The sequence below is a fragment of the Nocardia sputorum genome (assembly GCF_027924405.1).
Classification (GTDB): domain Bacteria; phylum Actinomycetota; class Actinomycetes; order Mycobacteriales; family Mycobacteriaceae; genus Nocardia; species Nocardia sputorum.
Genome location: NZ_AP026978.1, coordinates 5,034,309 through 5,047,228, shown reverse-complemented (window position 1 = coordinate 5,047,228; position 12,920 = coordinate 5,034,309). Strand labels below are relative to the sequence as shown.

5 protein-coding genes are annotated in these 12,920 nt (G+C 70.5%); all 5 read left to right on the top strand.

Annotation, left to right across the window (positions count from 1 at the left end; translation table 11 throughout):
- Positions 1 to 21: 21 nt before the first annotated feature.
- The 5 genes from QMG86_RS22785 (at position 22) to QMG86_RS22765 (ending at position 12,919) form a co-directional block, all read left to right on the top strand.
- Positions 22 to 666, top strand: a complete 645-nt coding sequence (locus tag QMG86_RS22785) for a hypothetical protein (RefSeq protein ID WP_281874713.1) — start codon at positions 22 to 24, stop codon at positions 664 to 666.
- Positions 667 to 738: 72 nt separating this feature from the next.
- Entirely contained in the window at positions 739 to 1,476 is a 738-nt protein-coding gene (locus tag QMG86_RS22780) for a zinc ribbon domain-containing protein (RefSeq protein WP_281874712.1), read from the top strand.
- A 37-nt stretch (positions 1,477 to 1,513) separates the two neighbouring features.
- Positions 1,514 to 2,701, top strand: a complete 1,188-nt coding sequence (locus QMG86_RS22775; protein ID WP_281881090.1) for a bifunctional RNase H/acid phosphatase — start codon at positions 1,514 to 1,516, stop codon at positions 2,699 to 2,701.
- Between the two features lie 315 nt (positions 2,702 to 3,016).
- Complete coding sequence (locus QMG86_RS22770; protein WP_281874711.1) at positions 3,017 to 5,488, top strand: FAD-dependent monooxygenase; 2,472 nt, start codon at positions 3,017 to 3,019, stop codon at positions 5,486 to 5,488.
- Between the two features lie 177 nt (positions 5,489 to 5,665).
- Positions 5,666 to 12,919: an amino acid adenylation domain-containing protein gene (locus QMG86_RS22765; RefSeq protein WP_281874710.1), complete on the top strand. Its 7,254-nt coding sequence runs from the start codon at positions 5,666 to 5,668 to the stop codon at positions 12,917 to 12,919.
- The last annotated feature ends 1 nt before the right edge of the window (position 12,920 follow it).

Genomic DNA, 12,920 nt, shown 5'->3' with positions numbered 1-12,920 from the left:
CGTGCGGGGTACAACTACCGCATGAACTTCCCGGTTGACTTCGGGCTCGTGCAGATCGGGCTGATCCTGCTGCTGGTCGTCGGTGTGGCGCTGATCGTCTCCGGTTTGGTCGCGTGGCGCCGGGTGGGGATGCGGCCGCTGCTCGCGCGCGGGTCGGGCGGGCTCGCGCTGCTGCTGGTCGCGGCGGTGCTGCTGTGGATCGCGACCCTGCTGCAGACCTACCTCGGACTGACCGGCGAGATCAAGGCGGCGCACGTGGTGGCCAAGCCGGTGGCGGGGCAGGAACACCAGATGGACGTCGACCTCGTCCTGTACGGCGACGACGATCACCCCGAGCAGCGCCGGACCTACCGGGTCGAAGGTGACATGTGGGTGCTGCAAGCGGGCATCGTGGAGCTGGAGCCGTGGGTCAACGCCCTCGGCTTCCATTCCGGCTACCGGATCAGCCGCCTGTACGGCCAGCGCCTCGACGGCGTCGCGACCCGGCAGAACCAGATCTTCCTCAACGACGGCGACAGCGACTTCTTCGCCGACATGCGCGAGGGCCGCTGGTGGACCCAGCCGTTCGTGCGCTCCGCCTACGGCAACGCGGTGATCGCGGTGCCCGGCGAGTACGACGTCTACATCTCCCGCGACGCCATCAAAACTCGCCCCGTCGGCGGCTGACGCCGGTTCGCCGATCCGGCGCGGTACGGTGGAACTTCGGTCCCGTCCACCCCGCCCAGGAGTTTGTCCGCGTTGAATGTCGAACCCCCGATCCAGGCCGAGCTGCTGCGGCTCGCCGCCGTCGACGCCGAGCTGACCCGGATCGCGCACCGTCGCACCGTGCTGCCCGAGCAGCAGGAGGTGGCGCGGCTGGAAGCCGAGCGCAACGCGCACTCCGACGCCGCGGTGGCCGTGCAGATCGTGCTGGACGACCTCGACCGCGACATCCGCAAGCTGGAGGGCGAGGTCGAGGCGGTGCGCAAGCGCGAGGAGCGCGACCAGGCCATGCTCACCGCGGGAACGGTGAACGCCAAACAGCTTTCGGAGCTCCAGCACGAGCTGGGCAGTCTGCAGCGGCGCCGCTCCGTACTGGAGGACGAGCTGCTCGAGGTGATGGAGCGGCGGGAGGCCTCCGCCGCCGACTACGAGCACGCGGGCGCGCGGTTGAGCAAGACCGAGGACGAACTCGCCGCCGCCCGGCGGCAGCGCGACGAGGCGCTCGCGGATCTGGACGTGGCGCAGACGCGCTGCGAGACCGATCGCGCGGGCATGGTGGCGAAGGTTCCCGGCGAGCTGCTCGCCATCTACGACCGGCAGCGCATACAGCACGGCGCGGGCGCGGCGCTGTTGCAGGCTCGCCGCTGTGGCGCGTGCCGGATCGAACTCGATCGCGGCGAGATCGCGCGCATCGCCAAGACGGCGCCGGACGTGGTCGTGCGCTGCCCGGAGTGCGGCGCGATCCTGGTCCGGACCAAGGAATCGGGGCTGTGAGTTCGTCGCGACCGGTTGCCGGGCGATCGCGATGAGAGTGCCCGAGGTGATCGTCGAAGCCGACGGCGGTTCCCGTGGCAATCCCGGCCCGGCCGGTTACGGAGCCGTGGTCTACGACGCCGACCACGCCCGGGTGCTCGCCGAGCGCCGGGAGTTCCTCGGCGTGGCCACCAACAACGTCGCCGAATATCGCGGTTTGATCGCGGGGTTGGCGGCGGCGGCCGAACTGGGCGCCGAGTCGGTCGTCGTGCGCATGGACTCCAAGCTGGTCGTCGAGCAGATGTCCGGGCGCTGGAAGATCAAGCACGCGTCCTTGATTCCGCTCGCCGACCAGGCCCGCAGGCTCGCCGCCGGATTCACCCGGGTCAGCTACGGCTGGATTCCGCGCGCGCAGAACTCGCACGCCGACCGGCTGGCCAACGAGGCCATGGACGAGGGAAGCGGCGTCGCCGAGAACCGCGCGGCGGCCGCGGACGCGCGCACCGCCGAGGCCGCCGATCCGGCCCTCGCGGTCACCGAGCGCGACCTGCCGAGCTGGATCGATGAAGTCAGGGACGTGCACGCCGAGCAGGCCGCCCCGGCGCAGCACGGTCCGGGCTGGACCCGGGCCACCGGTCGTCCCACCCGGTTGCTGCTGCTTCGCCACGGCCAGACCGAGTTGTCGGTGCAGCGCCGCTATTCCGGTCGCGGCAATCCGCCGCTCACCCCGCTCGGGCGGGAACAGGCCGCCCGCGCCGCGAAAATGCTGGCCGCCAAGGGCGGCATCGCCGCGGTGGTCAGCTCGCCGCTCGGCCGTGCCCGGGAGACCGCCGAGGCGGCTGCCGGCGCGCTCGAGGTCCCGGTGGAGATCCACGACGGGTTGATCGAGACCGACTTCGGCGCGTGGGAGGGCCTGACCTTCGCCGAGGCCGCGCAACGCGATCCCGGCCTGCACGCCCGCTGGATCGGTGATCCCACCGTCGCCGCGCCCGGCGGGGAGAGCTTCGAGCAGGTCCTCGCGCGGGTGGACGCGGCTCTGCGCGATCTCGTCGAGCGGTATCCCGGCGCCAATGTGGTGGTGGTCAGTCATGTGACCCCGATCAAGACGCTGCTGCGGCTGGCCCTCGATGCCGGCCCGTCGCTGTTGTACCGGTTGCATCTGGATCTGGCGTCGCTATCGATAGCGGAGTTCTATCCCGACGGTGGGTCTTCGGTGCGCCTGGTGAACGACACGTCCTACCTCTGACGCCCTCCGCCGCACCGGAATCGAGGGCGAACGCGGTGCGCGGAGGGCGAATTATGCCCCATTGCAACACATTTGCGTTTCACATTCGCGCGATGCGGTGAATCTCACTTCAACTCTGCCTTGCGCGCCGAGTAGCGGTAGGCTTCCCGTCGGTCAGGCACAGGCGTCCCAGGGGCCTGCTTGGCCGGGGTCGACGCAGTGACCTCGGTCAGCGCTGCTCGCTGGGATGGTTTCGCGCGGGCAGTGTGGCCCGTGGGCCGCGTCGCGGCAGAAAGCACCTGTGCCGTCGAGTGGTTCGATGAGAGTGCAGGTTCGATGAGCAGTCCGATCAAGGTTGTCGTTCTCGGGGCGGGGATCGGAGGACTCACCACCGCGGCCGCCTTGCGGCATGCGGGTTTCGGCGTCGAACTATATGAAGCCGGTCCGGAACTGCGGGCGCAGGGCTTCGGACTTTCCGTGCAGGCCAACGGCATCAACGCGCTGCGCACCCTCGGCCTCGGGCTCGACGAGCAACTGCTCGAGCGCGGCGGCCGGGTCGAGACCTTCCGTTTCTGCAACCCCGACGGCAGCCCGATCCGGGTGCTCCCGGTGCATCGGCTCGACGCCCAGCTCGGCGCGCCCGCCGTGGCGCTGCACCGCACCGACCTGCACGACGTGCTGTTGAGCGCGATCGGTGATACGCCGACTTTCGTCGGCGCGCAAGCCACCCGCTTCGTCGACGACGGCGAGCACGTGCGCGTCGAGTTCGCCGACGGCCGGGTCGCCGAGGGTGACCTGCTCGTCGGCGCCGACGGCATCCACTCGATGGTGCGCGCCCAATTGCACGGCCGCGCCGAGCCGCGCCCCGGCAATTTCGTGTGCTGGCTGGCCTGCATCCCGTTCGAGCACCGCAACGTCGCCCGCGGCCTGTCGGCGCACTTCTGGGGCACCGGAATGCGTTTCGGCATCCACGACATCGGCCACGGCCGGGTCTACTGGTGGGGCACCAAGACCTTGCCCGCCGACGAGGCCGCGAACTGGCAGGGCGGCAAGGAAGACCTGCTGCGCCTGTACGCCGGATGGGCGCCGGAGGTGCGCGCCTGCATCGAGCAGACCGACGAATCGGCGATCCTGGCCGTGCCCGCGCAGGATCGGCCGCCGCTCGCGCAGTGGGGTCGCGGCCGGGTGACGCTGCTCGGCGACGCGGCGCACCCGATGCTGCCCAGCCTCGGCCAGGGCGCCAACGCCGCCATCGAGGACGCGGTCGTGCTGGCCAGTGTGCTGCGCAACGCCCTGGATCCGGTTGCCGGGCTGCGTCGTTACGAGAAGCTGCGTGCCGACCGCACCGCCATGTTCGTCAACGGTTCGGCCTCGCTGGCCAAGATCGAACAGACCACCGATCCGCGCTTGGTGCGGGTGCGCGACACCTATTTCCGGCACGCGCCTACCGAATTCTTCCTGCGGGAACTCGGCAAGCCGATGTCCTTCCCGGCGCCGGACGGGCCGACCGCGCGGCTGCCGCGTCCACTCTCGCCGGTCGAGCGCTGGCACTGGATCGCCGATCAGCTGGCGCCGCTGCACATCCTGTCGCGCGTGCGAATCCGCGGACACGTCGAGGTCGAGCGGATTCGCGCGGGCTTGGACGAGGTGCAGCGCCGACATCCGCTCCTGCGGGTCGCCGTCGCCGCCGAACCGGACGGCACCGCACCGCGATTCGTGCCGGTACAGGCGCCGATCCCGCTGCGGGTGATCGAATCCGAGGACAGCACGAACTGGCTGGCCGAGGCCGACGAGGTGGAATTGCGTGAGCCGTTCGACTGGCGCACCGGCCCGCTGGCCAGGGCGGTGCTGATCAAGGAGACCGACGGCACCAACGAGCTGATCGTCACGCTGCACTACGCCATCGCCGACGGCGAGAGCGCGCTGTCGGTGGCCAAGCAGGTGCTCCAAGTGGCCGCCGGGGAAGGGGGCGACTTCGCGCCCGCGCCGGTCCGGCCGGGCCCGGAGGAGCTGTTCCCGCCGCGCTTCCAAGGTGCCGGCGGTGCGCTGCGCACCGCGAGTTCATTTCTGCGCGACCAGAAGTCGCAGCTGCGCAAACCGCGCAGGCTGGAGCCGACCACGCTCGCGCCGCCCGCGCAGCGGCGCAGCCGGGTGGTGCACCGCAGCCTCGACGGCGACCAGCTCGAGGCGCTCACCGCGGGATGCGACCGCCACGGCGTCGGCCTGCAGGCTGCGCTGTCGGCCGCGCTGCTGATCGCGGCGGCCAGGGAGGCCGGCACCGAGAAGGCGACCTGGTACACCGTCGGCAGCTCGGTCAACTTCCGCGACCACCTCGACGGCGCCGCCGGTGACACCGAGGTCGGCACCTATCAGGGCATGATCGCCACCCCGGCGAAGTACGCGCCGTGGGCCTCGCTGTGGGAGATCGCCGCGGAGATCGAGCGCGAATACGGCGCGCGGATGCAACGACGTGATCACTTGTCCGCGCTGAACCTACTGAAGGTGGCCGCGCCGAAGTCGGTGGCCGCCAGCGCGTCCACGGTGAAGCTCATGGACACCCGCGGCCCGGGTCATCTCTGCATGACCTACCTGGGCAGCTACCCCTTCCCGGACAAGATCGGCGCCTGGCAGCTGGAAGGCGCGCAATTCGTCTCCGGCATGTCCGTCAGCGGCTTCATCATGGCCACCGCCAACGCGACGCACAACGAGCTGTCGCTCAACATCGGCTACGTCGAGCCCGCGGTCTCGCGCGAACGAGCCGATCGGCTCGCCGACGAAAGCGTGCGCGCGCTGCTGTCGGCCTGCTGACCGGCCCGCATACACCGCGATACAACAGCAGAGTCGCGGCATCGGCACAGCCGATGCCGTGATTCGCGATATCGATAACTGGATAAGTGTGGTAGCAGCTTTGCGTGTCAGCGATCAGGGTGGGCTTGGTTAGATCCGCGCACGGCCGGTGCCGCGACTGTCGCGATAGGAGTGACTGTGACATTCGAACCGAGTGCTACTTCCGAGAGACCCCCCGAAGCCTGGCCGGTCAGCGCGTACCAGCGCGATGTGCTGTCCGTCGCCTACCGGTATGCCCCGGCGCCGGTCACCCGAAACGCCTACTGCGCGTTTCTGGACGAGCCTTTCGATATGGCCCGGTTGCGGGCGGTGGTGCGCCGGGCCCTGCTCGCCGATGACGCGCTGCGCCTGCGATTCGAGTTCTCCGAGGGTCGTTTCTGGCAGTGGGTCTCCGACGAGCTACCCGAGGTCGAGCTGGTCGATCTCAGCTGGGCGTCGGATCCCGCCGCGGCCCGTCGCGACTGGGTGAACCGGGCCAACGTGACGCCGTCGCCGCCGCGGCAGCCGTTCCGGATCGCCGCGCTGGTCGACGGGCCCGACCACTTCCACCTGTACGTGGCGATGCACCACGCCATGATCGACGGCTGGGGCGTGAACGCGCTGTGGAGCGCCCTGGTGGACACCTACGGTCGCACGGACCTGTCGCTCGAAGAACTCGCCGAGCCGGATCCGGTGACCGAGCAGACCGACCGCGGCGCCGCGACCTACCGCAAGATCGCCGCCGAGCACGAGGAATACCTGTCCTCCGCGCAGTGGGTGGCCGATCGCGACGCGCTGGTGCGCCGCTTCGAAGGCGTGGTCCCCGCCCTGTTCTCCGGCCGGGCGAGCACGCCCGACGTCAACCGGGGACGGCAGCGCGTGGTCGTGGAACCGGCGTTCTTGGACCGCATCCGAGCCACCGGCTTCTCCGTCTTCGCGTTCACCGTTTCGGCGCTGGCCGCCTACCTGACCACCATCCACCGCTCCGAGGAGGTGGTGATCGGGGTCCCGATGCTCAACCGGCACAGCCCGGAGACCTTCCGCACCTCCGGGCACCGCACGAACGTGGTGCCCCTGCGCATCCGCGTCGACCCCGCCCGACCGCTGTCGGCGGTCGCCACCGAGGTCGCCGCGCAGATCCGGGAACTCAAGCGCTACGAGCGTTTTCCTTACGGTGACCTGGCCCGCGCGCTCAGCAGCGACCCGACGGCGCCCCCGCTGTTCGACGTGGCGTACTCCTACATCAAGATGCCGCCGTCGGATCACCTAGACAAGATCCTCGGCACCCTGGACATCGTCAATCCGGGCACGGTACTCGAGGCGCTGAACATCCTCGGCGTCGAGCACGCGCGCGACGGCTCGCTGAACCTTCAGCTCTATTACGACCGGGACGTCTTCGACGAGAATTTCCCCTTGGAGTCGGTCGTGCGCGGCATCGGCGCCCTGCTGGTGGCGGCGCTGGACCGGCCCGAGGAGCCGATCTCGGCGCTGCCGCTGATGCCCGCGCGCGAGCGGGCGGCCATCGCGGCGTTCGAATCCGGTCCGCGCGAGGACTTCCCGTACACCACCCTCGACCGGCTGGTCGCCGAGGTGGCCGCCCGGCATCCGGAACGCATCGCGATCGAACCGGTCGCCGGGTCGGGGGAAGAACCGCTGCGATACGCCCAATTGTCCGCGCTGGCGGACGGATTCGCCGCGAGGCTGCGCGCGCTGGGCGCGACCGGCAACGAATGCGTGCCGGTGGTGCTGGCCCGCTCGACCGAGATGCTCGTCGCGATCTTCGGTGTGTTGCGGGCCGGTTGCGCCTACGTGCCGCTCGACCCGGACTTCCCGGCCGCCCGCATCGAGACAGTGCTCGCCGATTGCGGGGCTCGCTTCGTCGTGGCGGGGGAGCGGCATCGGGCGGTCTTCGACGAGCTGGGCGTCACCAGGATCGCGGTCGCCGACACCGTCCCGGCGCGCGGGATCGAAAACGTCTCGCATCCAGCGGATCTCAGCTACATCATCTACACCTCGGGTTCCACGGGCGTGCCCAAAGGCGTCATGATCGAGCATCGGTCGGTGGTGAACCGCCTTGTCTGGATGCAGCGGCGCTACCCCCTGCACGAGGCGGACGTCATCCTGCAGAAGACGCCGGTCACGTTCGACGTGTCGGTGTGGGAACTGTTCTGGTGGGCGATCACGGGCGCCCGGGTGGCGCTGCTGGAACCGGGCGGGGAGCGCGATCCGCGTCGCATCGCCGAGGCGATCGCCGCGCACGCCGTGACGGTGCTGCATTTCGTGCCCTCCATGCTGGCGGCGTTCGTCGACGAGCTGGCGGCCGATCCGGCGACGGTCGCGCGGATCGGCAGCGTGCGCCGGGTGATCTGCAGCGGCGAGGCGCTACCGCCGGCGCTGGTGCGCCGGTTCCACGCGGTCTTCGCCGCGGCCGGGGCGACAGCGCCGCAGCTGGTGAACCTCTACGGCCCGACCGAGGCCACCGTCGACGTCTCCTACTTCGACTGCCCCGCCGACGAACCGCTCGACGTGGTGCCGATCGGGCGCCCCATCGACAACATCGACCTGCTCGTGCTCGACCACATCGGACGCCGGGTGCCGGTCGGCGTGCCGGGGGAGCTGAACATCGCGGGCGTCGGCGTGGCCCGCGGCTATCGCGGCAGGCCGGAGCTGACCGCGGCGGCGTTCGTCGACGATCGCGGGGTGCCGGGACGCCGCCGGTACCGCACCGGCGACCTGGCGCGGTGGCTGCCGGACGGCAACCTCGAGTACCTGGGCCGCTTCGACGACCAGGTGAAGATCCGCGGCAACCGGATCACCCTCGGCGAGGTGCAGAACGCGATGCTGGGCTGCGCCGGGGTGCGCGCGGCGGCCGTGGTGGACGAAGTCTCAGAGGCACACGGCGTGCAACTGGTCGGCTACTTCGTCGGGGAGGACGTCTCCGGCGAGCGGATCGCCGAGCAGCTCACGGCCCGGCTGCCCCGCTACATGGTGCCCTCCCGGTTGATCCGGGTGGACCGCATCCCACTGACCCGCAACGGGAAGCTGGACCGGCGCGCGCTCGCCGAACACCTCGTGCTCGGCCACGGCGCCGAGCCGGTCGTCGGCCGCGAACCGCGAACCGCTGTCGAAGCCAGGCTCGCGCAGGTCTGGCAAACCGTGCTCGGCGTCGAGTCGATCGGCGTGCACGACAACTTCTTCACCCACGGCGGCGATTCCATCCTCGCGCTGGCCGTGCGCACCGCCGCCGAACGCGCGGGGCTCTACTTCGACGTGGACGCCTTCTACCAGGCGCCGACCATCGCCGAGCTGGCCCGCGTCGTGCGCGATGACCGGCGCGACGACCGTGAGCTCGTCGCGGCGCCCCTGCAGACGGTGCCGCTGATCGACCGGGCGGCATTGCACCAAGCCGAGGACGCCTTTCCGGCGACGGCCCTGCAACTGGGCATGCTGTATCACAGCATCGAACGCACCGACTCGGTCACCTACAAGGACGCGTTCCGCTACCGGCTCGAAATCCCCTGGGATACAGCGCAATTCCGGCAGGCAGTGGACCGGCTGGTGCGGCGGCAACCCGCGCTGCGTTCGTCGTTCGAACTGAGCAGGCATTCGGTCCCGCTGCAGATCGTGCACGTCGCGCCGCCCTACGAGCTCGAGATCGTCGACCTGGGGGCGATGGACGAGGCGGACGGCGAGGACCTGATCGAGATCTATCTCCAAGAGCGCACCCACGCCCAGTACGACATCTCGGTGGCCCCGCTGTTCGCCATCCGGGCGTTCGTCCGCCCCGGCCCGCAGGAACCGGTCGGCACGGTGGACCTGGTGCTGAGCTTCCACCACGCCATCCTGGACGGCTGGAGCGTCGCCACGTCGGTGCTGGAACTGCTGCTGGACTACCTCAACCACCTCGGCATGACCCGGACCCAGGTGGAGGCCACCCCGCATCCGGCCACCGTGCTGGCCGAGTACGCGCAGGCCGAGCAGGGCGCGGCGCACGACCCCGCGGCCCGCGCGTACTGGCGGACCGCGCTGGCCGGGGCCGAACCCACCGCGCTCACCGCGCTGGGGGTGCACCAGCCGGTGGTCGCGGGCGTGCCGCAGGCCCGGGCCCTGGTGCCGCGCGCGCTGGCCGAACGGGTGTCGGCGTTCGCCACGCGCCACCAGGTTCCGGAGAAATCGGTCTATCTGGCCGCGCACTGCCTGGCGCTGCGGGCGCTCACCGGCCGCACGGACGTCACCACCGGCGTGGTGAGCCACGGCCGCCCGGACCGGGCCGGCGCCGAACGCGTGGCCGGGTTGTTCCTCAACACGCTGCCGATCCGGTTGGACCGGACCGCGACCACCTGGCGCGCCGCGGTGGAGCAGCTCGCCCGGCGCGAGCGCGAGGCCTACCCGTTCCGCCGCTACCCGCTGCGGTCGATCCTGGCCGACGGCGGGCCGGTCTTCGAGACGGCGTTCAACTTCGTCAACTATCACGTCTTCCAGCCCATGCTGGTGCTGGACGGGGTGCGCCTGCTGGACTTCGACGCGCGGGAGGAGACCAACTTCCAGCTGCTGGTGACCGCGGCCACCGACCCGCGCGACGGCCGGATGTGGTTGCGGGTCGACGGCGATCACACGCTGACCGCCGAGCAGTGCGAGACCGTGGCGCTGACCCAGTTGCGCATGCTGGCCGGCATAGTCGCCGATCCCGACGGGGCGATCGACCGTGGCGTCGGTCCCGCGACCGCGCGTGACGTGGGCACGCTGGTGGCCGAGGCGGCCGCGCTCAACCCCGCCCGCGTCGCCCTGGCCGGTGACGACGAATCGGTCACCTACGACGAGATGATCGAGCGCTCCGATCGGCTGGCCCGGCGCCTGGTGGGACTCGGGGTGTCGCCGGGCGACCGGGTCGGCATCCTGATGGGGCGCCGCCCGCAGCTGGTGCTGCTCGTGCTCGCCCTGACCAGGATCGGCGCCGCGTGCGTCCCGCTGGACGTCAGCTATCCGCGGGCCAGGCTGAATCTGATGATCGATCGCGCCCGCCCGCACCGGGTGATCGCCGACACCGCCTATCGCGACATCGTCGACGACGCCGCCTTGGTGCTGGACAGTGCCGCGCTCTTCGACGACTCCGCGCTCTACGACGACTCCGCGCCCGGCGCCGAGGTCGCGCTGCCGGATCACATCTCGCCCGACGCGGTGGCGTACGTGCTGTTCACGTCCGGGTCGACCGGGGAGCCCAAGGGCGTCGCGATGCCGCACCGCGGCTTGACCTCCCTGGTGGAGTGGCAGAATCGCGCGGTCACCGGCACCGGCCTGCTGAGCACACTGCAATTGGCGCCGTTGAGTTTCGACGTGTCGTTCCAGGAGATCTTCACCACCCTCGCGGCCGGGGCGACCCTGCGCGTGAGCTCGGCCGATCTGCGCTCGAACGTCGAGCAGTTGTTGCACACGGTGGTGGAGGAGGGCATCGAACGACTGTTCCTGCCGTATGTGGCCTTGCAGGCGTTCGCCGAGGCCGCCGTGGGGCGGCGGATGTTCCCGACCGAGCTCAAGGTGCTGATCTCCTCCGGCGAGCAGCTGCGCATCACCGATGAGATCCGCGCGCTCTGCAAAGTGGTGCCGGGCCTGGTGCTGGAGAACCAGTACGGCCCCACCGAATCCCATGTCGCGACCAAGTTCACGCTCACGGGTCCGGCCGACGAGTTCCCCGCGCTGCCGCCCATCGGCCGCGCCGTCGACGGCGACACCGTCGAACTGCTCGACAGCGCCCTGCGGCCGGTGCCGGACGGCGTGATCGGCGAGATCTACCTCGGCGGCCGCAGCATCGCCCGCGGCTACGAGGGCAGGCCCGCGCTCACCGCACAGCGGTTCGTCGCCACGCACGCGGGCGGCATCCGCTACCGCACCGGCGACCTCGGTGTCCGGCTGTTCTCCGGCGACATCGTCTGCCTCGGCCGCAGCGACAGCCAGGTCAAGATCCGCGGCTTCCGGGTGGAGCCGGCCGAAGTGGAACTGTGCATCCTGGGCCTGGTCGAGAAGTTCCCCGGCATCACCGAGGCCGCCGTGGTGGCCCGCGGTTTCGGCGGCATCGACGGCTCGCTGATCGCGTTCCTGGTCGGCGCGGCCGAGCAGACCGATCTGGCCGCGCTGCGGCACGATCTGCGCTCGATGCTGCCCGCGCACATGGTGCCCACCCGGTTCGTCTGGCTCGACGAACTGCCTCGCACGCCCAGCGGCAAGCGCGACGACGCGACGCTGCGCGATTACGGGGAGGACGCCACGGATTCGGTGTCGGCGCGGCGCGAGCCCGCCGACGAGTACGAGCGGTCGGCGGTCGAACTGCTGGCCGAGTACGCGGGACTGCGCGCGATCGGCGTCGACGACGACTTCTTCGCCGCGGGCGGCACGTCGATCGGCGCGATGCGCGTGGTGATGGCGTTGTCGCGCCGATGGGGCGTCGAGGTGCCGCTGGACGCGTTCATCGGCGCGCCGACCGCCGCTGGGCTCGCCACGCTGGTGCGGGCGGGCGACGTCCGGCGCACGTTCGACCCGCTGGTGCCGATCAGCGTGGGCGGTGCCAAGCCGCCGGTGTTCCTGGTGCACCCGATCGGCGGAAACGTGTTGTGCTACCTGACTCTCGCGCGGTACCTGGACCCCGATCGACCGGTGTACGGGTTGCAGGCGGCGGGCGCGGATCCCGGTAGCGCGCCGGAGAAGACCATCCCGGCGATGGCCGAGTCGTACTTGCAGGCCGTACGACGGGTTCATCCGACCGGCCCGTATCACTTGGCGGGCTGGTCGTTCGGCGGCTACGTCGCCCTGGAGATGGCCCGGCAGCTTCCCGAGCACGAGGTATCCAGCGTGACGCTGCTGGACACGATGGCGCTGCGCGCTCGCACGCGGACGCCGATCCCGGAGGAGAAACTCATCCGGTGGTTCTTCCTCGAGCTGCTGTGGTACGCGCGCGGGAGCCGGTCCGCCTTGGTGGATTTCGAGCCCGACGTGCACAATTCCGAGGAGTTGTTCGCGGCGATGCTGGCGGAGTCGGTGCGGTCGGGCATCCTGCCCGCCGACAGCTCGCCGCAGGCGATCCGGCGGCTCTACGAGGTGTTCTACGCCAACTACTCGGCGATGCTGGACTACAAGCTCGCGCCGTACGACCGCGATATCACGCTGTTGCGCGCGACCGAGGGGCTGCCGCCGGGCGTCGACCTGGCGCACAAGACCGTCGGCAGCATGTTCGACAGCGCCGACAACGGCTGGAAGCAGTACGCGGCCCGCCGGTTCACGGTGATCGACGTACCGGGCGATCACCTGAACATGATGAGCGAGCCGAACATCGGCGAGCTGGGCCTGCGCCTGGACGAGGTGCTCTCCGCCGCCGACCCGGACCTGGATCGCGAGTGGGACGAAACCATGCTGGACGCCTGAG

Excerpts from the sequence above, each read along its gene's own strand:
- QMG86_RS22770 (WP_281874711.1), top strand. The coding sequence starts at position 3,017 with ATGAGCAGTCCGATCAAGGTTGTCGTTCTCGGGGCGGGGATCGGAGGA.
- QMG86_RS22785 (WP_281874713.1), top strand. The coding sequence starts at position 22 with ATGAACTTCCCGGTTGACTTCGGGCTCGTGCAGATCGGGCTGATCCTG.